The organism is Salinispora sp. H7-4 (genome assembly GCF_013416675.1).
GTDB classification, from domain to species: Bacteria; Actinomycetota; Actinomycetes; order Mycobacteriales; family Micromonosporaceae; genus Micromonospora; species Micromonospora vitiensis.
Window position 1 is genome coordinate 65,463 of the sequence record NZ_JABZED010000003.1, and the last position, 23,416, is coordinate 88,878.

The 23,416-nt window shown below is 66.5% G+C and carries 13 protein-coding genes, 2 tRNA genes, 3 rRNA genes and 1 pseudogene; 7 read left to right on the forward strand and 12 right to left on the reverse strand.

Going from position 1 to position 23,416, the window contains the following annotated elements; translation table 11 throughout:
- The first annotated feature begins 126 nt into the window (after positions 1 to 126).
- Together H0524_RS02205 and H0524_RS02210 are read left to right on the forward strand one after the other, a co-directional pair.
- Positions 127 to 4,464: an alpha-(1->3)-arabinofuranosyltransferase family protein gene (locus H0524_RS02205; protein WP_180197179.1), complete on the forward strand. Its 4,338-nt coding sequence runs from the start codon at positions 127 to 129 to the stop codon at positions 4,462 to 4,464.
- Positions 4,461 to 5,732 carry a lipopolysaccharide biosynthesis protein gene (locus H0524_RS02210; protein ID WP_180197180.1) on the forward strand — a complete coding sequence of 424 codons (1,272 nt, stop codon included), beginning with the start codon at positions 4,461 to 4,463 and terminating at the stop codon, positions 5,730 to 5,732. Before H0524_RS02205 ends, H0524_RS02210 begins: the two co-directional genes overlap by 4 nt.
- On the opposite strand, the gene nudC is transcribed toward H0524_RS02210, so the two are convergent.
- A complete protein-coding gene (gene nudC / locus H0524_RS02215) occupies positions 5,718 to 6,659 on the reverse strand; it encodes an NAD(+) diphosphatase (RefSeq protein ID WP_180197181.1) in 942 nt (313 codons plus the stop codon). The genes H0524_RS02210 and nudC overlap by 15 nt on opposite strands.
- A gap of 202 nt (positions 6,660 to 6,861) precedes the next feature.
- Between nudC and H0524_RS02220 the strand changes: the two genes are divergently transcribed.
- Positions 6,862 to 8,742, forward strand: a complete 1,881-nt coding sequence (locus H0524_RS02220; protein ID WP_180197182.1) for a VanW family protein — start codon at positions 6,862 to 6,864, stop codon at positions 8,740 to 8,742.
- Between the two features lie 434 nt (positions 8,743 to 9,176).
- On the opposite strand, the gene rrf is transcribed toward H0524_RS02220, so the two are convergent.
- The 3 genes from rrf to H0524_RS02235 all read right to left on the reverse strand — a co-directional run bounded on the left by rrf (position 9,177) and on the right by H0524_RS02235 (position 14,416).
- A 5S ribosomal RNA gene (rrf, locus tag H0524_RS02225) occupies positions 9,177 to 9,293 on the reverse strand.
- 84 nt (positions 9,294 to 9,377) lie between these two features.
- Positions 9,378 to 12,484: ribosomal RNA gene (locus tag H0524_RS02230) — 23S ribosomal RNA — on the reverse strand.
- 416 nt (positions 12,485 to 12,900) lie between these two features.
- Positions 12,901 to 14,416: ribosomal RNA gene (locus H0524_RS02235) — 16S ribosomal RNA — on the reverse strand.
- The 16S, 23S and 5S rRNA genes sit together here, the layout of an rRNA operon.
- Positions 14,417 to 15,049: 633 nt before the next feature.
- Here H0524_RS02235 and H0524_RS02240 point away from each other — a divergent pair.
- Complete coding sequence (locus H0524_RS02240; RefSeq protein ID WP_018216643.1) at positions 15,050 to 15,271, forward strand: hypothetical protein; 222 nt, start codon at positions 15,050 to 15,052, stop codon at positions 15,269 to 15,271.
- A gap of 104 nt (positions 15,272 to 15,375) precedes the next feature.
- On the opposite strand, the gene H0524_RS02245 is transcribed toward H0524_RS02240, so the two are convergent.
- The 6 genes from H0524_RS02245 to H0524_RS02270 form a co-directional block, all read right to left on the reverse strand.
- On the reverse strand, positions 15,376 to 16,182 hold the full coding sequence (locus tag H0524_RS02245) for a carbon-nitrogen hydrolase family protein (RefSeq protein WP_180197183.1): 807 nt from the start codon (positions 16,180 to 16,182) through the stop codon (positions 15,376 to 15,378).
- A 172-nt stretch (positions 16,183 to 16,354) separates the two neighbouring features.
- A complete protein-coding gene (gene clpX, locus H0524_RS02250) occupies positions 16,355 to 17,644 on the reverse strand; it encodes an ATP-dependent Clp protease ATP-binding subunit ClpX (RefSeq protein WP_018727848.1) in 1,290 nt (429 codons plus the stop codon).
- A gap of 203 nt (positions 17,645 to 17,847) precedes the next feature.
- Complete coding sequence (locus tag H0524_RS02255; RefSeq protein ID WP_018216646.1) at positions 17,848 to 18,510, reverse strand: ATP-dependent Clp protease proteolytic subunit; 663 nt, start codon at positions 18,508 to 18,510, stop codon at positions 17,848 to 17,850.
- A 14-nt stretch (positions 18,511 to 18,524) separates the two neighbouring features.
- Complete coding sequence (locus tag H0524_RS02260; protein WP_018216647.1) at positions 18,525 to 19,166, reverse strand: ATP-dependent Clp protease proteolytic subunit; 642 nt, start codon at positions 19,164 to 19,166, stop codon at positions 18,525 to 18,527.
- Between the two features lie 170 nt (positions 19,167 to 19,336).
- A complete protein-coding gene (tig, locus tag H0524_RS02265) occupies positions 19,337 to 20,689 on the reverse strand; it encodes a trigger factor (protein WP_180197184.1) in 1,353 nt (450 codons plus the stop codon).
- Between the two features lie 143 nt (positions 20,690 to 20,832).
- Positions 20,833 to 20,906 (reverse strand) — tRNA-Pro (locus tag H0524_RS02270).
- 282 nt (positions 20,907 to 21,188) lie between these two features.
- Here H0524_RS02270 and H0524_RS02275 point away from each other — a divergent pair.
- Positions 21,189 to 21,262 (forward strand) — tRNA-Gly (locus H0524_RS02275).
- Positions 21,263 to 21,381: 119 nt separating this feature from the next.
- On the opposite strand, the gene H0524_RS02280 is transcribed toward H0524_RS02275, so the two are convergent.
- Positions 21,382 to 21,528 carry a hypothetical protein gene (locus H0524_RS02280; protein ID WP_180197185.1) on the reverse strand — a complete coding sequence of 49 codons (147 nt, stop codon included), beginning with the start codon at positions 21,526 to 21,528 and terminating at the stop codon, positions 21,382 to 21,384.
- A 169-nt stretch (positions 21,529 to 21,697) separates the two neighbouring features.
- Between H0524_RS02280 and H0524_RS25310 the strand changes: the two are divergent.
- Positions 21,698 to 22,090, forward strand: a pseudogene (locus H0524_RS25310) (uridine kinase); the annotation flags it as partial.
- Positions 22,091 to 22,216: 126 nt separating this feature from the next.
- Positions 22,217 to 22,780, forward strand: coding sequence for a hypothetical protein (locus H0524_RS02290; protein ID WP_180197186.1), 564 nt, complete (start codon positions 22,217 to 22,219; stop codon positions 22,778 to 22,780).
- A 24-nt stretch (positions 22,781 to 22,804) separates the two neighbouring features.
- Here the strand turns inward: H0524_RS02290 and H0524_RS02295 are convergent, their stop codons facing one another.
- On the reverse strand, positions 22,805 to 23,137 hold the full coding sequence (locus H0524_RS02295; RefSeq protein ID WP_255435754.1) for a hypothetical protein: 333 nt from the start codon (positions 23,135 to 23,137) through the stop codon (positions 22,805 to 22,807).
- Between the last annotated feature and the right edge of the window lie 279 nt (positions 23,138 to 23,416).

Below are 23,416 nucleotides of genomic sequence, written 5' to 3' on the forward strand. Positions count from 1 at the left end.
GGGTAGCCATCCATCCATATTCGTCACATCACCCGTTGCCGCCGCCCCACCCACCCCCGGTCCCGGCTACGTCGCTCGACCGTCGCCGGCTGCCGGTACCCGTACCACCGGCGAAACAGGAGCGACATGCGTGCAGAGGTGACCAGTGGCGCCGGCGCACGGCCGAATCGAGCCCGACGGCTGAACCAGAGATTCCGGCACCTCGCCATCTGCGTCGTCCTCACCGCTCTCGCCTTCCAGCAGGCACCCGGGCTGATCGTCCCCGACACCAAGGTCGACCTGAACGTCAATCCCGCGGGGTGGCTACTCCGCTCGTTGCACCTCTGGGACCCCACCGGCACCTTCGGCCAACTGCAGAACCAGGCCTACGGGTACCTCTGGCCAATGGGCCCGTTCTTCCTGGTGGGCTCGGAGCTCGGCCTGGCACCGTGGGTGATCCAACGGTTGTGGTGGGCGCTGCTCTTCTGCGTCGCCTACCTGGGTGTGGTGCGGCTGGCCCGCAGCCTCGGCATCGGCTCACCCGCCGGACGCATGATCGCTGGCATCGCCTTCGCCCTGTCACCCCGGATCCTCACCCAGCTCGGCTGGTCCTCGGTCGAATCCTGGCCCAGCGCGGTGGCACCGTGGGTACTGATCCCCCTGGTCGGCCTCGCCCGAGGTACGCCCCTACGTCGGGCGGTCGCGGGGTCGGCACTCGCCGTGGCCTGTGCGGGCGGGGTCAATGCGACCGCCGTCTTCGCGGTGGTGCCGCTCGCTCTGCTCTGGCTCGCCACCCTGGCACCAGTCCGCCGCCGGATCACCGCAATCGCCGCCTGGTGCGGTGCGGTCGCCCTGGCCACCGCCTGGTGGCTGGTTCCACTGCTCATTCTCGGGCGGTACAGCCCGCCGTTTCTCGACTACATCGAAACCGCCCAGAGCACCACCAGCGTGACCGACGCCGTGACGACGCTCCGGGGCACCTCCTACTGGGTGGCGTACCTGGCCTCCCCGGTCGAGCAGGCCATCCCCGGCGGCGCCCGGTTGGCCACCGAGCTTGGGCTGATTCTCGCCACGCTCGCCGTCGCCGCCCTGGGTGTACTGGGGCTTTCCCGGCGCGGGATGCCGCACCGCCGCTTCCTCATCACCGGCCTGGTGCTCGGCGCCGCGATGGTCGGGCTGGGACACGCCAGTGATCTCCCCAATCTCCTCACCGGAGGACAGCAACAGTTCCTCGACGGGGTGGGCGCCCCGCTACGGAACACCCACAAGTTCGACGTCCTGCTCCGGCTACCACTGGTACTCGGATTGGCCCACCTGGTTGGCCTGGTCGGGCAGGCAGCTCGTACCGCGCCCGCCGCACGACGCCGGCCGGCTGTCGCGCGGGCCTGGATCACCACCGGCGTGACCATGGCGGCGGTCGCGGCGGTCGCCAGCCCGGCGATCGTCGGCGGACTCGCCACTCCGGGAAGCGCGCGGGAAGTACCCCGATACTGGCAGGAAGCCGCCGACTGGCTGGACGCGAACACCGGTCCGGGACGGGTGCTGGTCGTCCCCGGAGCCCGCCGTCCCGCCTACGACTGGGGCAGCACCACCGACGAGATCGTCCAACCGCTGCTGGAGAGCAGCTGGGCGATCCGCAACTCGATCCCCTTCACCCCGCCCACCACTATCCGACTCCTGGACGCGATCGAGGCCACGCTCAGCTCCGGCGCCGGCTCGGCGGGCCTCGCCGACCTCCTCGCCCGCTCCGGGGTCAGCCACGTCCTGTTCCGCGCCGACCTCGACCACGGTCGCTCCGACACGACCCGCCCCGCCGTGGTTCGCCAGGCCCTGCAGCGCTCACCGGGGCTGACCCGGGTCACCACCTTCGGCCCGGTCCGGGGTGGGCCGGAGGCGGTGGACGAGCGGCGCGACCAGGGGCTCGATGTGCCCGGACGGGCGCTCGAGGTCTACCAGGTCAACCGCCGGGTGGAACCGGTCGTCGCCTACGACCGGAGGGATGTCGCGACCGTCGTCGGTGGCCCGGAGTCCCTACTCGACCTCGCTGCGGCGGGCCTGTTGAGCCCCGCCCCCACGGTCCTGGCCGGTGACGCGGATGCCAGCGCGGAAGCCGGCGACGCGGAAGCCGGCGACGGCTACGGTCCGATCGCGATGACCGACGGACTGCGGCGCCGCGAGGTCTCCTTCGGTCGGTCCCAGGACAACGCCTCGCACACCCGTACCGCCGACGAGCCCCTCGCGCCGTCGATCCCCGCGCACGACTACCTGCCCGAGTGGGCCCCGGACTGGTTCACAGTGGCCGAGTTCGAGGGCATCAGCGCGATCCGCGCAGCTACGGCACACTCACAGGTCGACATTCCGGGCGGGAACCGCTCCGAGCATCAGCCGTACGCGGCCATGGACGGTGACCCGACGACCTCCTGGCAGTCCGCTCCGCACCACCGTGGCGATCGACAGTGGATAGAGATCACCCTGGACAACCCGACCAACGTCACCAGGGTGGAGCTCAGCTTCGACCTGACGGCGGACGTCGTGCCGACCACGGTGACCGTCACCGCCGGGTACGAGAGCCAGACCGTGGAGAGCTTCGGCGATCGCATGATCTTCGACCTGGACGGTATCCACGCCACCCGACGCGTCCACATCGCCATCGACGACACCTTCGCCCTCCGCCCACTCGGTGCCGGGGTGGTGGGGATCTCCGAAATCAGCATTCCGGGCGTCGAGACCAGCCGGACTCTCCGGCTGCCGGAAGCACCCGCCACCGACCACCCACCGGCCGTCGTCGTCTCCGCGGATCCCCGTACGCCCGCCTGCTTCCAGGTGGACGGGCAGCCGCACTGTTCCACCAACGCGATCCGCGGCTCGGAGGATGGACGCACGATCGACCGTACGCTCATCCTGCCCGCTGCCGGGACCTACGACCCGCAGCTGTGGGCCCGCCCGATGGACGGCTCCGCCCTGCACGCAGTCCTGGACGAGGCGGTGACCGACGCACAGGCGCTGGGCCTGGCACCCGAGGTAAGCGCCTCGTCAACCGGCGTCCCGCACCCGACCCGCCGCCCCGGCGCGGTGTGGGACGGGGATCCGGCCACCAGCTGGTCACCGGCGATCAGCGATGACGCCCCGATTTTGCGCCTCACCTGGCTGAAGACCCAGGTGATCGACGGCCTTCGGTTCGCCGTCGACCCGGCTGTGGCGGCCACCCGGCTCGGTAGCGTACGGGTGATCGCCGACGATGGCATCCGCGGCGGCCTGCTCGGCGAGGACGGTGTGCTGACGCTGGATCCGCCGATCCGCACCAAAGAGCTCACCATCCAGTTCCTCGACCAGCCCGCCGTCACCAGCATCGATCCGTACGGATTTCGGTTGCCCGAGCCGCTGCCGATCGCGGTCGGCGAGCTCACGGTGCTTCCGGGCGCCCCCTCCAGCCCGGTAGATCTGGACACACCGTTGACGCTGGACTGCGGCTCCGGTCCAACGCTGACGGTCGGCGAAGAGACCGTGACCACCGCCCTACGCGGCACGATGCGGGACCTCCTGGAATTGCGGGAGGTGCCGGCCGAGCCGTGCGGCACCGATACCGAGTTACCGCTCGACGCCGCCGAACACCGCCTCGTCGCCGCCGCCAGCCAGTTCGCCACGCCGACCCGGGTCGCTCTCGTACCGCAGCAGCAGCCCACGGACGTGCTGGGCCCGAGCGCCCTCGAGGTCACCGCCTGGGATGCGACCGAGCGGCGGGTACAGGTCGCTGGGCATGCCGGCGAACGGGTACTCGCGGTGCGGGAGAACACCAACCGGGGCTGGCAGGCCACGCTCGCCGGCGAGCCACTGCGCCCCATGGTCGTTGACGGCTGGCAGCAGGGCTGGGTGCTACCCGCCGGCGCGGCGGGCGAGGTCGTCCTCCGCTTCACCCCGGACCGCCCGTACCAGGTGGCGCTCCTGACCGGAGGCGTCCTGCTCCTGGGCGTCGTGCTCCTCGCACTGCTCCCCGAACGCCGCGGCGGCAGCCCGACCCGTCCGACCCGGCGACCGCGACGCCGGGCCCCCCGCTCCCTGCCCCTGCTGGCGGTCGGCGCGACCGCCCTGATCCTGCTCGGCGGCCTCGCCGGCGGGGCACTCGTCGCCGCCGGAGTCCTTCTCGCCCTCCCCGGTAGGCTGCGCGAACCGCGGCCAACCGACCCCCACTGGGTACGGCTCGCCCCCCGGTTCGTCGAGTCCTGGCTTCCCGCCGGCCTCGTCCTTCTCGCCGGCTGGGCGTACCTGGACGCCACGCAGCGGCACACCGCCGCCCTTCCGCAGCTCCTGATGGTTCTCGCCCTCGGCTGCCTCTGGTTGTCGACCTGCCTTCGAGGCCGGTCCGTCCACCGCGCTCCCCAGCGCCCCGAACCCGTACCGTCGGCGGTGGATGTGCCCGTGCCGTCGCCCGGCGGCGTCACCCCGGACACCGCCCGGCGGGAATCCAACCCCTCGGGAACCGTGTGAGCCGGCGAACCAACGATGTGGACGGCTCGGGGACGCGGTCCCCGAGCGCCGGCGTCCGGGCACTCGGCACCGCCGGCCTGGCCGTGACCGCCGCGGGGCTGCTGGGCAACGGACTCGCCTACCTGGCCCCGGTGCTGGCCGCCCGCCAGCTCGACTCCGCCGAGCTCAGCGCGCTCGCCACCACGCTCGGCCTGATCGCCATCGCGAGCGTGCCGGGGTTCGGCCTGCAGCTCGCCGTCGCCGTGCACCACGCGCGGCACGGTCCCACCCCGACCCGCCGGGCAGCCCTGTTGACCGCAGCCCTCTGCGCGTCCGCCCTGGTTCTCGCCACCCCGTTACTCGTCAAAGGCTTGCGTCTTCCGGTCGAGGTGCTCCTCCTCTCCGCGGTCACCACGGCCGCCATCGTGCTCTCCTGCCGGACGTTGGGGGAGCTCCAGGGCGGGCAACGGTTCGTTCGACTGGCCATCGCCATGGGACTGCTGGCCGCCGGCCGGTACGGCGGAGTGCTGGTCGGTCTCCTGCTGGACGCCGGCCTAACCGGATCCCTGCTGCTCGGCGCCGGGACCGCCGCGCTCACCCCGGTCGGGCTGGCCGCCCTGGCCCGGTCGGCTGCCCCGCGGACCCCCTCCACGGCGCCACCGCTGGATGCCGGCCAGATCCTGACCGGCTGCGCCGCGATGCTCGCCATGCTCGTCGTCTCGTACGTGGACCTCTTCCTCGCCCGTCAGCTCCTGCCGGTCGACGACTCCGGCGGGTACGCGGTGGGGACGGTGTTGACCAAGGGCGCACTGTGGGCGCCGCAGGTGGCCACCGTGCTCGCCCTACCCCGGCTGGCCCGCGACGATCGGTTCAGTCGAGCCGTCGCGCTCGCCGTGACCGCTGGCTGCGGCGTACTGCTGATTCTCGGCTCGACGTTCGCCGGCACCCTGGCCTTCCAACTCGCCGGCGGCCCGGACTACACCCACCTGGGCCCGTTGGCGCCGCTCTTCGCCGCGGTCGGAGCGCTCTGGGCCGTCGTTTTCGTCCTGCTGAACGCGGCGGTCGCCACTGGTGTCCGCTGGCCCGCCGCGCCGCTGTGGGTGGGCAGCGTCCTGCTGGCGACGGTCGTGCTGTGGACCGCGCCACGGACCATCGCCGGGCTGCTCTGGCCCACCCTGGGAGCCGCCGTGGTCATCACCCTGGTCATGACGCTCCGTACGTGGCGGTCGACCCCAGCGCGTGCCGACCCGCGGGTGCCGGCGCCACGGCGGGCGTCAGCGGGGAGCTGAACCGGCTGCTTCGTCCTCGGCCAGCCAGCCGCTGAGCAGGTGGTTGCCGATCGAGTCCGGCCGGCCGAGCCGATGGCCTGTCGCCGCCCGCTGACGTAACTCGGCGCGAGTGAACCAGCGCGCCTCCAGCAGCTCGACCCCGTCCACCCGGATCTCGTCGGATTCGGCGGTGGCGCGGAAGCCCACCATCAGCCCCGCCGGAAACGGCCAGGCCTGCGACCCCTGGTACGCCACGTCGGTCACCACTACGCCCGCTTCTTCAGCCACCTCGCGCCGGACCGCGTCTTCCAGCGTCTCCCCCACCTCGACGAAGCCGGCGAGGGTCGAAAACGCGTTCTCGGCCGCCCCGGCGTGCCGGGCCAACAGGCAGCGGCCGGGCGAGCCCGCTGTCTCCACGAGCACAATGATGGCGGGCTCGATCCGGGGAAAGTACAGCCGGGCGCAGTCCGGATCCGTACACCGCCGGGCATGCCCGGCATCTTGGACATTGGTCGCCGCACCGCACGCACCGCAGTACCGCTGCTGCCGGTGCCAGTGCAGCAGACCACGCGCGTACCCCTGGATGGCCGCCTCGGCCGGGCTGAGCCGCCCGACGAGCGCGCGCACCCCCACCACCCGCGTCGCCCCGGCGGCCGCCAGTGCGGCGTCCTCAGTGAGCTCGGAGAGGTCCACCGCGAAGACCGCCCGCCCGGCCGCGAACCCCAGGAAGACCGTCTCCGCCGCGGCGGCGCGGGCCCGCTCCGCTGCGTCGCCGGTCAGTTGCACCGGCACCGCCTCGTTGACCAGGCAGTGGTCCTGCCACAACGGCAGCACTCTGGTGTCTGCCCCGCCCAACAGTTGCGCCAGCCGCTCCGGATCGGCGCGGAGGGCACCGGCCCGGTCCACCCAACCACCGCCGTACGCCAGGGCCGCCTCGTCCTCCCGCATGGACCCCACCGTACGGAACCCCCCGCTGGGCGATGCTGGGCGGCACCCTTACCCGCCGCCGTTGCACGTCCGGACTGACCCGCGAGGATCGGGAGGACGCGACACGCGACGCAGGACACGGCCTGCCGCTACGGGCACATGTTGGTTACCGTAGTTTCCTTCCGGGTGTGATAACCGCCCGAGCGCGACGCCCCTAGTCGAGGTGACTGTGACCCTGTACGGCGACAAAGATCTGCCCGCCGACGACCGGCCCACCGTGCAGGTGACCGCGGTGCAGTGGCCCGTTGAGGAGGCGGAACCCGCCACCCGTCAACGAGGCGGGAAGTGGGCCTTTCTAACTGGCGGCAAAAGGTTCTTTCCTCCCGGTGGGAAGTGGTCCTTTCCGCCGGGCGAGGGGCGGGCCCGCCGGGCCTGGTTGCTGCTCGCCACCGGGGTCGCCACTGTGGTGCTCGCCTCCACAGTCGGCATCGGCACCTTCGCGTACGCCGGTGACATACCCCGTGGCACGACGGTCCTCGGCACCGATCTCGGCGGTCAGAGCCAGGCGGCCGCGGTCGAGCGGCTGCACGCGGCGGTGGAACAACAGACCGCCATGCTGACCGCCCCCCTGCCGGTGGTCGTCGGTCAACAGGCTGCGGAACTGGTGCCGGCCGAGATGGGTCTCCGGGTTGACGTGGAGGCCACCGTGCGAGCCGCCATGCAGGTGGAGGCGCATGTCTTCGAACGCCTCGCCGGCTCCCGCGCGGTGCCACCGGTGGTGACGGTGGACGCGGAGAAGCTCGACGCGGCACTCGAGGAGGTCTTGGGGGACCAGGGCCGCGAGATGACCATGCCCGGCATCACCTGGAGCGGCCTCACGCCGAAGGCAACCCACCCGAAGCCCAGCCTGGAGCTCGACCCGGAGCACTCCGCGCAGGCGGTTCGGGAGGGCTGGTTGAGTGGCGACCCGGTCACCGTTCCACTGGTCGAGACCTACCCGGTGACCACCGCCGAGGAGGTGGACCGGCTGGTGACCGAGTTGGCGAAGCCGGCCGTGGCGGCCCCGGTAGCCCTGACGACGGACCAGGGCTCGGTGAGCATTCCGCCGGAGGCGATCGCGAAGAGCCTGCTGTTCACCGCCGACGAGACCGGCACGCTGTCGGCGAAAGTCGACGTCAAACGACTCCGCTCCGCACTCGGCGATGACCTGGCCAAGGTCGAGGTGACCCCGAAGAATGCCCGGATGACGCTCACCAACGGCAAGCCGAAGATCATCGATAGTAAGGACGGGAAGGAACTGGATGCCGACGACCTCGGGGAGGCCCTGCTCGCGGTCCTACCGCAGTCGGACGGCCGCCGGGTGACCGGCACGCTCGAAACGAAGAAGCCGGAGCTCACCACGGAGAAGTTGGCCGGCCTGGGCATCAAGGAGAAGGTGTCGACCTTCACCACCCAGTTCCCCGGCGGGCTCTCCTCCCCCCGCAGCCAGAACATCATCACTGCGGCCAAGGACGTCGACAACACGCTGGTGCTGCCCGGCGAGACGTTCTCCTTGAACAAACACACCGGCGAACGAAACTACGCGAAGGGCTACCAGGACGCTCCGGTCATCCTCAATGGCAAGCTCGTACCGGGGGTCGGGGGCGGGGTCTCGCAGTTCACCACGACGCTTTTCAACGCCACCTACTACGCGGGGCTGGAGGATGTCGAGCACAAGCCCCACTCGTACTATTTCAGCCGTTATCCGGCGGTCATTGAGTCCACGATCTTCTACCCAGATCTCGACTTCAAATTCCGCAACAACACCGAGTACGGACTCCTGATCGACACCTCCTACACGTCCAACAAGATCACCGTCTCGATCTGGAGTACAGAGATCTGGGACAAGGTAAAGACGGAGTACGGCCCCCGCAGCAACATCACCAAGCCGAAGACGGTCTACCTGGAGCCCGGCCCGGACTGCATCGCCGCCAACGGCAGCGACGGGTTCAGCCAGAGCGCCTACCGGGTGTTCTACAAGAACGGCAAGGAGGCGAAGCGGGAGAAGTTCAGTTGGCGCTACGCCGCGGAGCCACGCTTCATCTGCGGCCCGGAACCCTCCTGATCCCCCGCACCCACCGGAACTGACCGGGCCCTGTCGGCATCACGCCGGCAGGGCCCTCTCCTTGGGCTACCGAGGTTGGGGAACGGGTCGGCGCCGTCATCGACAACCACCGCGCAGGGCGCCGACGTCCCGTGGCCGAACCGCTGTTGTCGCCGGCAGCTGCAGAGCGTTTTCGGCCACCCGCCGAGCACATGGCACCGGCCAGCGATCCGGCGGACCACGACGGCGAGGCAAAAGAACCGGGTGCGGTCGGTAACCGCCAGGCTCCCCGAAGTCCGGGTGGTCCGGAAACCGATGTGTCACCTAAGTCCGGTAGTCGGGCACGCTGCCGGCGGCGGGCCCATAGCATCTTGGTGCTGTTGCTGGCTGGTGTTGTTCGGCGGGAAACGCGTTGAGGGCCGACCCTGATGGGGTCGGCCCTCAACTGAAGTTTTGCCCGGCGGTGTCCTACTCTCCCACACCCTCCCGAGTGCAGTACCATCGGCGCTGGAGGGCTTAGCTTCCGGGTTCGGAATGTAACCGGGCGTTTCCCCTCCGCCATGACCGCCGTAACACTTATCGACATATCAAACACACCCAACACCACAGGCAATGTTTGCTTGCCAAGAGTTACACAGTGGACGCGTAGCAGCTTAGTAGTCAAGTCCTCGGCCTATTAGTACCGGTCAACTGAACCCGTTACCGAGCTTACATTTCCGGCCTATCAACCCAGTCGTCTAGCTGGGGGCCTTACCCCACCAAAGGTGGGTGGGATACCTCATCTTGAAGCAGGCTTCCCGCTTAGATGCTTTCAGCGGTTATCCCTTCCGAACGTAGCTAACCAGCCGTGCCCCTGGCGGGACAACTGGCACACCAGAGGTTCGTCCGTCCCGGTCCTCTCGTACTAGGGACAGCCCTTCTCAAGTATCCTACGCGCACGGCGGATAGGGACCGAACTGTCTCACGACGTTCTAAACCCAGCTCGCGTACCGCTTTAATGGGCGAACAGCCCAACCCTTGGGACCTGCTACAGCCCCAGGATGCGACGAGCCGACATCGAGGTGCCAAACCATCCCGTCGATATGGACTCTTGGGGAAGATCAGCCTGTTATCCCCGGGGTACCTTTTATCCGTTGAGCGACACCGCTTCCATTCGCCAGTGCCGGATCACTAGTCCCGACTTTCGTCCCTGCTCGACCCGTCAGTCTCACAGTCAAGCTCCCTTGTGCACTTACACTCAACACCTGATTGCCAACCAGGCTGAGGGAACCTTTGGGCGCCTCCGTTACCCTTTAGGAGGCAACCGCCCCAGTTAAACTACCCACCAGACACTGTCCCTGAACCGGATAACGGTCCGAAGTTAGATACCCAAACCAACCAGAGTGGTATTTCAAGATTGCCTCCACATGCACTGGCGTGCACACTTCACCGGCTCCCACCTATCCTACACAAGCTAATTCGGATACCAATGTCAAGCTATAGTAAAGGTCCCGGGGTCTTTCCGTCCTGCCGCGCGTAACGAGCATCTTTACTCGTAATGCAATTTCGCCGGGCCTGTGGTTGAGACAGTGGGGAAGTCGTTACGCCATTCGTGCAGGTCGGAACTTACCCGACAAGGAATTTCGCTACCTTAGGATGGTTATAGTTACCACCGCCGTTTACTGGCGCTTAAGTTCTCCGCTTCGCCCCGAAAGACTAACAGGTCCCCTTAACGTTCCAGCACCGGGCAGGCGTCAGTCCATATACATCGAATTACTTCTTCGCATGGACCTGTGTTTTTAGTAAACAGTCGCTTCCCCCTGCTCTCTGCGGCCATACAACGCTCCAGCAGCACGTGCCTTCACGTCTCCGGCCCCCCTTCTCCCAAAGTTACGGGGGCAATTTGCCGAGTTCCTTAACCACAGTTCACCCGATCGCCTTGGTATTCTCTACCTGACCACCTGTGTCGGTTTAGGGTACGGGCCGCTCGGAACTCGCTAGAGGCTTTTCTCGACAGCATAGGATCACTGACTTCACCTGAATCGGCTCGGCATCACGTCTCAGCCACACGCGCCGCGGATTTACCTACGACACAGCCTACACGCTTACCCCGGCACAACCACCGGCCGGGCTCAGCTACCTTCCTGCGTCACCCCATCGCTTGACTACTACCCGCCAGGTTCCCACGCTCCCCCAGCACAGTCCGAAGACCACACCAAGCTCGGATGGTTAGCACAACGAGGTTCATCAGGGACGCTCCTTCGCGGGTACGGGAATATCAACCCGTTATCCATCGACTACGCCTCTCGGCCTCGCCTTAGGCCCCGACTCACCCAGGGCGGATTAACCTGGCCCTGGAACCCTTGGTCATCCGGCGGAAGGGTTTCTCACCCTTCATTCGCTACTCATGCCTGCATTCTCACTCGCACCGCGTCCACAACTCGATCACTCGGCTGCTTCACCCCCGGCACGACGCTCCCCTACCCATCCACACACCTACACACAACCCAAAGGCCATGCGAAGTACACGCGTGAATGCCACAGCTTCGGCGGTGTGCTTGAGCCCCGCTACATTGTCGGCGCGGAACCACTTGACCAGTGAGCTATTACGCACTCTTTCAAGGATGGCTGCTTCTAAGCCAACCTCCTGGTTGTCTATGCGACCCCACATCCTTTTCCACTTAGCACACGCTTAGGGGCCTTAGCTGGTGATCTGGGCTGTTTCCCTCTCGACTACGAAGCTTATCCCCCGCAGTCTCACTGCCGCGCTCTCACTTACCGGCATTCGGAGTTTGGCTGATTTCGGTAAGCTTGTAGGCCCCCTAGACCATCCAGTGCTCTACCTCCGGCAAGAAACACGCGACGCTGCACCTAAATGCATTTCGGGGAGAACCAGCTATCACGGAGTTTGATTGGCCTTTCACCCCTAACCACAGGTCATCCCCCAACTTTTCAACGTTGGTGGGTTCGGCCCTCCACGCAGTCTTACCCACGCTTCAGCCTGCCCATGGCTAGATCACTCCGCTTCGGGTCTAGGACACGCGACTCTGACGCCCTATTCAGACTCGCTTTCGCTACGGCTCCCCCACCCGGGTTAACCTCGCCACATGCCACTAACTCGCAGGCTCATTCTTCAAAAGGCACGCCGTCACCCCTAAAGGCTCCGACGGATTGTAGGCGAACGGTTTCAGGTACTATTTCACTCCCCTCCCGGGGTACTTTTCACCATTCCCTCACGGTACTATCCGCTATCGGTCACCAGGAAGTATTTAGGCTTACCAGATGGTCCTGGCAGATTCACGGCAGATTACAGGAGTCCGCCGCTACTCGGGAACACCCACAGGAGACTGGCAGCTTTCACCTACCGGACTTTCACCGTCTACGGTCAGCCATTCCAGACTGTTCAACTAACCACCAGCTTTATAACTCCCCACACGAGTGTCAGCCCGTGCCGCAGGGTCCCACAACCCCGACCACGCAACCCCTGACAGGTATCACACGCAGCCGGTTTAGCCTCAATCCGCTTTCGCTCGCCACTACTCACGGAATCACAATTGTTTTCTCTTCCTACGGGTACTGAGATGTTTCACTTCCCCGCGTTCCCCCCACACACCCTATGAATTCAGGTGCAGGTGACATCACATGACTGATGCCGGGTTTCCCCATTCGGACATCCTGGGATCACAGCTCGGTTGACAACTCCCCCAGGCCTATCGCGGCCTCCCACGTCCTTCATCGGCTCCTGGTGCCAAGGCATTCACCGTTCGCCCTTGACAACTTGACCACAAAGATGCTCGCGTCCACTGTGTAATTCTCAACAAACAACCAACCCGCAACCACCACCCCGCACCAGCAACACCAACCCCACCCCCCAAAAGAGGCAAAACCAGCATCCGGTATACGAGACAAGCCACGCCAGGCAACACCGCCACCCCCACAACACCACCAACCGGCAGCATCACAGGAACAACAGCCCAAGAAACAACCACACGGTCATTCCTTCAGGACCCAACAGGGTGTTCATCGCCAACCCCAGCCGCATCATCAACCCCTTCCAACCACCCCCCGAAGAGAGCGTGTACAAGAGCATCAAACCGCTGCCAAAACCGACTAGCCAGTGTCTCCGACCAATGAGCACCCCATCACCCAACACAGGCAACCGAGGCTCCATACCGCCCTTCGACGGATGGCGCTCCTTAGAAAGGAGGTGATCCAGCCGCACCTTCCGGTACGGCTACCTTGTTACGACTTCGTCCCAATCGCCAGCCCCACCTTCGACGGCTCCCCCCACAAGGGTTAGGCCACCGGCTTCGGGTGTTGCCGACTTTCGTGACGTGACGGGCGGTGTGTACAAGGCCCGGGAACGTATTCACCGCAGCGTTGCTGATCTGCGATTACTAGCGACTCCGACTTCACGGGGTCGAGTTGCAGACCCCGATCCGAACTGAGACCGGCTTTTTGGGATTCGCTCCACCTCACGGTATCGCAGCCCATTGTACCGGCCATTGTAGCATGCGTGAAGCCCTGGACATAAGGGGCATGATGACTTGACGTCATCCCCACCTTCCTCCGAGTTGACCCCGGCAGTCTTCGATGAGTCCCCGCCATAACGCGCTGGCAACATCGAACAAGGGTTGCGCTCGTTGCGGGACTTAACCCAACATCTCACGACACGAGCTGACGACAGCCATGCACCACCTGTCACCGGCCCCGAAGGACCCCCCATCTCTGAAGGATTTCCGGCGATGTCAAACCCAGGTAAGGTTCTTCGCGTTGCATCGAATTAATCCGCATGCTCCGCCGCTTGTGCGGGCCCCCGTCAATTCCTTTGAGTTTTAGCCTTGCGGCCGTACTCCCCAGGCGGGGCGCTTAATGCGTTAGCTGCGGCACAGAGAACCGGAGAGGCCCCCCACACCTAGCGCCCAACGTTTACAGCGTGGACTACCAGGGTATCTAATCCTGTTCGCTCCCCACGCTTTCGCTCCTCAGCGTCAGTATCGGCCCAGAGACCCGCCTTCGCCACCGGTGTTCCTCCTGATATCTGCGCATTTCACCGCTACACCAGGAATTCCAGTCTCCCCTACCGAACTCTAGCCTGCCCGTATCGACTGCAAGCCCGCAGTTGAGCCACGGGTTTTCACAGTCGACGCGACAAGCCGCCTACGAGCTCTTTACGCCCAATAAATCCGGACAACGCTCGCGCCCTACGTCTTACCGCGGCTGCTGGCACGTAGTTGGCCGGCGCTTCTTCTGCAGGTACCGTCACAAACGCTTCGTCCCTGCTGAAAGAGGTTTACAACCCGAAGGCCGTCATCCCTCACGCGGCGTCGCTGCATCAGGCTTCCGCCCATTGTGCAAGATTCCCCACTGCTGCCTCCCGTAGGAGTCTGGGCCGTGTCTCAGTCCCAGTGTGGCCGGTCGCCCTCTCAGGCCGGCTACCCGTCGCCGCCTTGGTAGGCCATTACCCCACCAACAAGCTGATAGGCCGCGAGTCCATCCCAAGCCGAAAAATCTTTCCACCAACCGCCATGCGGCAGCCAGTAATATCCGGTATTAGCCCCGGTTTCCCGGGGTTATCCCAAAGCCTGGGGCAGGTTACTCACGTGTTACTCACCCGTTCGCCGCTCGAGTACCCCGAAGGGCCTTTCCGCTCGACTTGCATGTGTTAAGCACGCCGCCAGCGTTCGTCCTGAGCCAGGATCAAACTCTCCAACAAAAACTTGAAGAAAATCCCAGCAACAAACAAAAATTTGCTGCCAAATTCAAGCCCAAGCCAACCCACCAAACAGCAGGCCAACCCAGACCAAAACGGCACTGGCTTTCCAAACACCCTGTTGAGTTCTCAAAGAACAACCACACACCATCCGAACCCCAAAGGGCCCATCCGGAGGCAACCGCTCTAAACTACCCGGACTATTCCGCGATCGTCAACCTGACCATTCAGGCGACAAACTCGTCTTAGCCGACCCACAATCACGCACGCCAACTTGGCGGTCGTTACTGTTGTGGGGATCGACAGACCGGCCGACATCCGCTTCGCGGCTATCCGCCCGGCTCCTGCCGGCTTCAGTACTCTACCCGGTCGGCTTCGTGATTGCAACTCCGTCTCCGGAAGCGCCTCACACCGCCCGCGCTCCAGCCCCGCTCGGCGAAGTCGCCACGGCCCTGGTACCCGCTCTCTGCCGGTTTGCCCGGCTTCCCGCGTGCAAAGAGAAAGTTACGCGGTCGCCCCGCAGAAGGCAAATCAAGATCCATCACTGACACCAACCGACGGCAGCACCCACCTCCGCCGCCACCACTCGACACCGTGCAGAAGACCGGAACCGCTCATCCGTGGGAGAGTGTCTGCATGGCCGAGCTGACAGCGACCCCGGTGCTGGCCGAGGAGGCGCTGCTCGGGCTACTCCTGCCGTTCTGGCAACTCGTCATCGGTGCCTTCGTACTCGTCGTCCTGGTCCTGTCGGTCGGCCGGCTGGCTCGCCGGGGACCTTCACGAATGACAACGGCGCTCCTGGTCACCGCCGCCGCCATCGTCGGCCTCGCAACAATCGGGGTCCTCCTACAGGGCTGAGGACGGATTCGGCGAACAGCGGCTCCGACGACAAGCCGTTCGCCGCCTGCAGCTCAGGACTCCACGGTCAGGCCATTTTCGTGGCCGAAGACCGTTCGGGGGGCTCAGGGAAGCTGGAGGCGACGGTTGGCCAGGCTCGGCAACTCGGCCCGGACCGTCCGCAGCCGCTCCAGGTCGAGGTCGACAATCGCGAGCCCAGAACCATCCGGCACCTGGGCGAGCACTGTCCCCCAGGGATCTATCACCATGCTGCGCCCGAAGCAGGTACGGCTCGGCTCGTGGTCCCCCGTCTGGGCGGCAGCCGCAACGAAGCACTGGTTCTCGATGGCCCGGGCACGCAACAGCACCTCCCAGTGGTCCCGCCCCGTGTGCAGCATGAAAGCTGCCGGGACAAGGAGTAGCTCCGCCGCACCGTCCGTAACGAGCTGACGATAGAGCTCGGGAAAGCGGAGGTCGTAGCAGATCGACAGCCCAACCCGAAGGCCCTCCACGTCTACGACGACCGGCTGCACGCCAGCGGCGACCGTGGCTGACTCCAGATACGACACCCGACCGGGAATCTCCACGTCGTACAAGTGGATCTTGCGATAGGTGGCGGCGAGCGTCCCGGAGCGATCGAACACCAGGCAGGTGTTGTACGAATGCTCCGGATCCGGGCCCCGCTCGTGAATCGAGCCAACCACGACCCAGATACCGAGCCGCTGCGCGGCGCCGGAAAAGAAGGTCCCGACCTCCCCGTCCACCGGCTCCGCGACCGGTTGCCCGGCGGCCGGGCCGAGATAGTCGACGTATTCGGGGAGGATCGCCAGATCGGCACCGCCGACCGCCGCCCGCTCCAGCAGGGCCTCGGCTGCTGCCAGATTTGACCCTCGGTCCTCCCGGGCGTTCAACTGGCAGACCGCGACTCGCATGGACCCAGGTTACGGGCAGGGGAGTCAGCGGAACAGGCGCAGGACTACGGCCGCGGCACAGTTGGCAACAGCAAGGTTGCGGGGTTCGCAACACGACGTTGCGGGGTTGGCAACAGCGAGGCAGCGGGCGGACCTTGCGGGCTCGGCTAGCCCCCGGGACGAACCAACCCGGTCACGCCGACTTCTCCTCACGCTCCCGCCGCGCCCGGCGGCTGGTGAACTCACGCGGAACAATCGTCGGGTTGACGTTCTCCAGCACCACTTCGCGATTGATCAGAACGCGGGCCGCGTCGGGGTTGCTCGGCACCTCGTACATCACGGAGAGCAGAACCTCCTCCATGATCGCCCGAAGGCCGCGGGCACCGGTGCCCCGGAGCATCGCCTGGTCGGCGATCGCCTCCAGGGCCGACTGCTCGAACTCCAGCTCGACGCCGTCCAACTCGAAGAGGCGCTGGTACTGCCGGACGAGCGCATTTCGCGGCTCGGTGAGGATCTGCACCAGGGCCTCACGGTCGAGGCTGCGTACGTTGGTGATCACCGGAAGCCGACCGATGAACTCGGGGATCAGACCGAACTTCAGCATGTCCTCCGGCATCACCTGGCTGAAGGTGTCATCGGTGGAACGCTCCGAGACCGCCCGCAGCCGGGCACCGAAACCCGTGCCGCCGTGACCGGTACGCGCCTCAATAATCTGGTCGAGGCCGGCGAAGGCACCGCCGCAGATGAAAAGCACGTTGGTGGTGTCGATCTGGATGAACTCCTGATGCGGATGCTTGCGGCCGCCCTGGGGCGGAACGTTCGCAACCGTCCCCTCCAGCATCTTGAGGAGGGCCTGCTGCACGCCCTCGCCGGAGACATCGCGGGTAATCGACGGATTCTCCGACTTGCGCGCGATCTTGTCGACCTCGTCGATATAGATGATCCCGGTCTCGGCGCGCTTGACGTCGTAGTCGGCAGCCTGGATCAGCTTGAGGAGGATGTTCTCCACGTCCTCCCCGACGTAGCCGGCCTCGGTCAGGGCAGTGGCGTCCGCGATGGCGAACGGCACGTTGAGCATCCGAGCCAGGGTCTGCGCCAGGTGGGTCTTGCCACACCCGGTGGGGCCAAGCAGCAGGATGTTGGACTTGGCCAGCTCAACGCTGTCCACGCTGGGCGCCCCGGCCGTCTCGGCCTGAATTCGCTTGTAGTGGTTGTAGACCGCGACGGCGAGAGCCTTCTTGGCCTGAGCCTGACCCACGACGTAATTGTCGAGGAACTGGCAGATCTCCATCGGCTTGGGAAGCTCTTCCCACTTCACTTCGCCCGACTCGGCCAGCTCTTCTTCGATGATCTCGTTACACAGATCGATACACTCGTCGCAGATATAGACACCGGGACCAGCGATAAGCTTCTTGACCTGCTTCTGCGATTTCCCACAGAAGGAGCACTTCAGCAGGTCGCCGCCGTCACCGATCCGTGCCACCTACAGTCTCCCTGCACTCGTCGGCCAGTGATCCGGCCATGGCTCCCGGACCCCGCGCCGCCCATCTCAGCTACCGGCCGGATCGACCGGCGAAGCGGCACAGACCCGACGTTACCCGTTGGCGCGGGTTTCTCCGACCCCAAATACGGGTGTGTCAGAGGTCGGTCGAGGCTACCCCCGGCCGACCTCTGACCCAATCCGGCTCAGTTGGCGGCGTTGGCGGCCAGCAAGCCCTTCTTACGGCTGGTGAGGATGGTGTCTACCAGCCCGTACTCGCGGGACTCCTCGGCCGTCATAATCTTGTCCCGGTCGATATCCTTGCGGACCTTCTCCACCGGCTGGTTGCAGTGCCGGGAGAGCATTTCTTCCAGCTGGGTACGCATCCGCAGAATCTCCCGGGCCTGGATCTCGATATCCGAGCCCTGCCCGTAGCCCCCCTCCGTGGCAGGCTGGTGGATGATGATCCGCGAATTCGGCAGTGCCATCCGCTTACCGGGCGTGCCGGCCGAGAGCAGCACCGCCGCCGCACTGGCCGCCTGCCCCAGGCAGACCGTCTGGATATCCGGCCGGACGTACTGCATCGTGTCGTAGATCGCCGTCATGGCCGTGAACGAGCCACCCGGCGAGTTGATGTACATGATGATGTCGCGGTCCGGGTCCGTGCCCTCCAGCGTGAGCAGCTGGGCCATCACGTCGTTGGCCGACGCGTCATCCACCTGGACCCCGAGGAAGATGATCCGATCCTCGAAGAGCTTGTTGTACGGGTTGGACTCCTTGACCCCGTACGACGTGCGCTCGACGAAGGACGGCAGGACGTAACGGTTGTGCACGGCCGCGAACTGCGGCGGCAGGCTCAGGTCGGTCATCGTCAGCTCCTCGCTCAGCTCAGGGTCCCGGCGCCTTCCGGAACCTGAGCGGCCCCGGTGATCACCTTGTCGATGAAGCCGTACTCCATGGCCTCCTGGGCGGTGAACCAACGGTCCCGGTCCGAGTCTGCCTCGATCTCCGCCTGAGTCTGGCCGGTGTGGAAGGCGACCCGCTCCTGGAACATCCGCTTGGTGTAGAGCATCTGCTCCGCCTGGATGGCGATGTCCGAGGCGGTGCCGCCCATGCCACCCGACGGCTGGTGCATCATGATCCGGGCGTGCGGCAGGGCGTACCGCTTGCCCTTGGTGCCGGCGCAGAGCAGCAGCTGGCCCATTGAGGCCGCCATGCCCATCGCCACCGTGGACACGTCGTTGTCGATGAACTGCATCGTGTCGTAGATCGCCATGCCCGAGTAGACCGAGCCGCCCGGCGAGTTGATCCAAAGGTTGATGTCGCGGTCCGGGTCCTCCGCGGCGAGCAGCAGCAGCTGCGCGCAGATGCGGTTGGCGACCTGGTCGGTCACCTCGCTGCCCAGGAAGATGATCCGCTCCTTGAGCAACCGGTTGTAGACCGAGTCGTCGAGGTTGCCAATGTTGTCGCCACCGCGGGCGTCGATCGCCCGGAGCGGCGTCGGCGGGATGTGCATGTCGGTCATGGCAGCCCTTCGCTCTCCGTACCGTCCTACCCGACACTAACGGCTCGACCGAGTGGCAGAACCCCGGTCGGGGCACTGTTCGCTCTCAGCGCAGCCCGGTCAGGCGTACCCAAAAACAGGTTTCGGCCGTCGCCCCAGCCAACGGCGGGGACGGCGGCCGAAACCAAAGATCATTCCGCGTGAGCGTGTGCGTGCGCGGCCTCGTTCTCGGCCCGCAGGGCGTCGAGGCTGACCGCCTCGCCGTTGGCGTCCTTGATCGTGATGTGATCCATGATCGAGGCCAGGGCCTTGCCCCGCCGGACGTCACCGAAGATCGCGCCGGCGGCACCGGAGCGGACCAGCTGGTCGTAGAACTGCTGCGGAGCCACCCCGGCGCGCTGCGCCCGGTGCACGATCTCGTGACCGAACTCGTCGTCGGAGACCTGAATCTCCTGCGCGTCGGCGACCGTGTCCAGCAGGAGCTGAATCTTAACGCCCTGGGTGGCCGCCTCGGTCAGCTCGGTGTTGATCTGCTCCTCGGTCTTCTCCTCGGCCGCGAGGTACTCCTCCATCGAGGCACCGATCCGCTCGAGCTGATCCACCATCGCCGCCTTGCGGCTCTCGACCTCCTCGCGGACAACGCCCTCCGGCGCCGGCACCTCGGCCGCCTCGACAATCTGCTCGAGGGCCTTGTCCCGGGCGGCGTAGATCTGCTCGACCTGCTTACTCCGGGTCACCCGCTCGCGGACGTCGTCGCGAAGCTCCGCCATGGTGTCAAACTCACTCGCCAGCTCGGCGAAGTCGTCGTCCAGCTCCGGCAGCTCCTTCTCCTTGACCGTGCGGACGGTCACCGAGACCTCGGCGTCGCGGCCGGCGTAGTCCCCGCCGACCAACTGCGTGGTGAAGGTGGTGCTCGCGTCGGCCGCCAGACCGACGACGGCCTCATCCAGGCCCGGCAGGAGCTGCTTGCTGCCGACCTCGTGCGAGAGGTTGGTCGCCGAGCCCCCCGGGACCTCCTCGCCGTCAACGGTCGCGTTCAGGTCGATCTGCACGAAGTCGCCCTCGGCGGCCGCCCGCTCGACGGTCTTCAGCGTCGCGAACCGCTCCCGCAGGCTCTGCACCTGCTCGTCGATCTCGCTGTCATCGATCATCAGCTCGTCAACGGTCACCTCGACCGTCGACAGGTCGGGGAGGTTGAGCTCCGGCCGGATGTCCACCTCGGCGGTGAAGTTGAGCGAGTCACCGTCCGCGAACTCGGTGATCTCGACCTCGGGACGACCGAGCGTCTTCAGGTCGTGCTCGCGCACCGCCGAGAGGATGTTCTGCGGGATGGCCTCCTGGACCGCCTCGTTGAGCACGGTGCCCCGGCCGACCCGCTGATCGATCACGGCGGCCGGAACCTTCCCCCGGCGGAAGCCGGGAACCTGGACCTGCTGGCCGATCTCCCGGTACGCCTTCTTGAGGCTCGGCTCGAGCTCGACGAACGGCACCTCGATGGCGAGCCGCACGCGCGTCGGGCTCAGAGTCTCGACGGTGCTCTTCACAGGCGTACTCCTTGACGGATCTTGGTGGTCTGGGCGCTGTCTACAGCCCATCGAGTGTAGGCGAGCCGGTGCGGCCTGCAGGCAGCGCCCGGGAACCACACGCAGAACGGCGGTGCCCGGGTCGACCCGGCCGCGAACGACAGTCGGGGTGGCGGGATTTGAACCCACGGCCCCTCGCTCCCAAAGCGAGTGCGCTACCAAGCTGCGCCACACCCCGTGGCGGGATGCAGTCTATGCCGTCCACGCCCACGCACAGTTCCCCGGGGCCCACACCCGATGGCGTGTTCCGCCGTTGGGTCGACCGACGGAGCTCGTCGGATGGCTCGCGGGGGACGGCAACAGCAACCCCTCCGGTCGCACCGTACCCCCGAGGAGCAGGACTGTCCCGAACGCGCCCGGACCGGGCCCGAGGTTCGTTCCCGACCACAGCGATGGGCAGGCTGCGCGGAGATCGGCGGCATTGGGTACGCTGTCGGCGCACCTCCACACGGAGGCCGTCGCGGGCGTAGCTCAATGGCAGAGCTTCAGTCTTCCAAACTGACGGTGCGAGTTCGATTCTCGTCGCCCGCTCCACGCGCTCCGGCCCAGGTCAACGGCGTGATCGCCGAACCTGGGCCGTTCTCGTTACCTGGACGACGGTCGCCACCGGGCGCGCCGGGGTGCGATAGCGGTCACAGCCCTTCCGGCTCAGGTCAAGTCCGAGATTCGCGGATCGCGGCTTCGATGCGCAGTCCAATCCCGCTGGCGCCGAGGAAGCCTGCCAGGATGTGCACCTCGGTCGGCCCGGTGTCGCTTGACAGCGTGATGACCGAGACGGGGAAGCCGGCGACCAGGGCCATGCTGCCGAGAATGCGGACGGTAGGTGCACGCCTCGATGCAGGGTTCACCCGGCGGACCGTACCGGGGCCCCTGGACCGGCGCTGTCCCGATCTGTACCCGCCGGGTGGAGAGCCGGCGACACGGCAAGTCGCCCCCCCCGGGGCCCGACAGTCCAGGGGGCGGTAAGCCTCGTGGGACAACTTCGCCGGCTGGTGGCCTCGCTTCGACGCCCAGGTACTCACCCCGCTGCTACGCGGCCAGGATGCCCACTACCAAGCGCGGGACTGGACGGACTGGTACGGCAACCGGCTCGGCGGGTGGAAGACCCAACCCTGGGCCCCGGTCGTGATCCTCGAAGGACTCACCTGCACCCGCCGCGACACGATCGGTTGGCTCGCCTACGCGATCTGGGTCGACGCACCGGTACCGTTGCGGCTGGCGCGCGGCCTCGCCCGCGACCGCTCCTTCGCCGGCGCCGCGCAGCTCTGGCAGAAGTGGATGGTCGAGGAGGAGAAGTTCTTCGCCGCCGACGGCACCCGCGACCGCGCCGACCTCGTCATCGACACCGCACACCGTGGCTGACCGCTACCGCGCACCTGGGACCACCAACCGTTCCCGGCGCGGAGCCCACTTTCCGGGATAGCGAAGCCCACCCGCCATTGCTATGGTCCACTGCCGCATCGAAGGGTCCGGCGGGAAGGGGCATCCATGTCCGACGACCTGCTCTACACCGGGGTCGTAGTTGCGCTGTTGGCGGCAGCCGTCGTGCTTGGCGGGAGGCTGGCCAAACGGCGGCACTGGCGACTTCTGCCCATGATGGCGACCCTTACCACATCGGTAACAGCGCTGACGCTGATCACGGGGCCATTCGGTATGCGTTCGTTGGCGGTAGCGCTGGCCGCCGCGCTCTGGGCCGCGGTCCTCTTCTCCACCGCAAGCTTGGTACGACACCGGCACACACTCCACGCGACCGTCGTCAGCGTGGTTGGTGGTGCCATTGCGATTAACGCGGCGCTCGTTGCGTTCGTGCTGATGAGGTTCAGCTCGACCGATGCACCCCGGGAGTACGCCCTGCACTGGTTGCCCGCGATGCTGACCGGTGGGGCCACGGACCTGGGTGGGGTGCGCAGCGAGACCGAGACGCCGCTGTTCGTGCACATGTCCGAGGATGTCAGCTTTTTGCCGTTGCTGATGGTCTTGCTGACGGGCTTCGCCCTGTCCTATGTCGTGCGACGAGGGGCCCTCACCCGTACGGCCGAACTTGCGGGCTGAGCTGGCGCTTTGATCCGGTTGGTGTCATCCGCCGGCGGCTGGACGCGGCGAAGGCGCCGCTCGGCCTGGCCCCGGCGACCGGACGCCCCGCCGGATGCGGCGCTGGGTGCTGCTGCTCGCCGCGTGGGGCGCTGCCGCGACGAACGCCGGCTCCCGGGCCAGCGCAGGCCCTTCAACGGCCGGGCCGAGCGTGCCCTGTCCCAACCGGCCGCCAGCCGCCCAGTGGAAGCTCAACCCGGCGAACGACAGCGACCAGAGGCCAGCGCCGTAGCCGGCCCAGGAGCCCCGTCGCCCCCCAACCGTGCCGGCGGTGCCCCCGCCGCGCCGGTCATCGGTGTTCATGGCGCTCCGGCTCACGTTGCCCTCCCGGTGAATCGGCCCCGGTGTGGTAGCACTGTGCGGTTCCAGCACGGACCACCGACCGGCCCGAAACTGACGGGGTCCAATGCTGCCACCCAGGTGGCTCGGGCCTACCATTCGACGGGATGGCTCCTGGCACGTTCCCCGTACCCCGCCGGCGCCATTCGCCGAAGAAGTCAAGAGGTAGGAAGCTCTGTGGTCGGATCTACCGAGGTAGCCGCCCCGCACCCAACGTCGAGTCGCGCCGCCCGCACAGTCACGGAGGCGTTCGCGCCG

What these genes read in the sequence shown, in the direction of transcription:
- nudC (WP_180197181.1), bottom strand. Translation starts at nt 6,659, where the DNA reads ATGCGGGAGGACGAGGCGGCCCTGGCGTACGGCGGTGGTTGGGTGGAC.
- H0524_RS02260 (WP_018216647.1), bottom strand. Translation starts at nt 19,166, where the DNA reads ATGACCGACATGCACATCCCGCCGACGCCGCTCCGGGCGATCGACGCC.
- H0524_RS02255 (WP_018216646.1), bottom strand. Translation starts at nt 18,510, where the DNA reads ATGACCGACCTGAGCCTGCCGCCGCAGTTCGCGGCCGTGCACAACCGT.
- H0524_RS02245 (WP_180197183.1), bottom strand. Translation starts at nt 16,182, where the DNA reads ATGCGAGTCGCGGTCTGCCAGTTGAACGCCCGGGAGGACCGAGGGTCA.
- H0524_RS02280 (WP_180197185.1), bottom strand. Translation starts at nt 21,528, where the DNA reads ATGGCCCTGGTCGCCGGCTTCCCCGTCTCGGTCATCACGCTGTCAAGC.
- H0524_RS02240 (WP_018216643.1), top strand. Translation starts at nt 15,050, where the DNA reads ATGGCCGAGCTGACAGCGACCCCGGTGCTGGCCGAGGAGGCGCTGCTC.
- H0524_RS02205 (WP_180197179.1), top strand. Translation starts at nt 127, where the DNA reads ATGCGTGCAGAGGTGACCAGTGGCGCCGGCGCACGGCCGAATCGAGCC.
- H0524_RS02290 (WP_180197186.1), top strand. Translation starts at nt 22,217, where the DNA reads ATGTCCGACGACCTGCTCTACACCGGGGTCGTAGTTGCGCTGTTGGCG.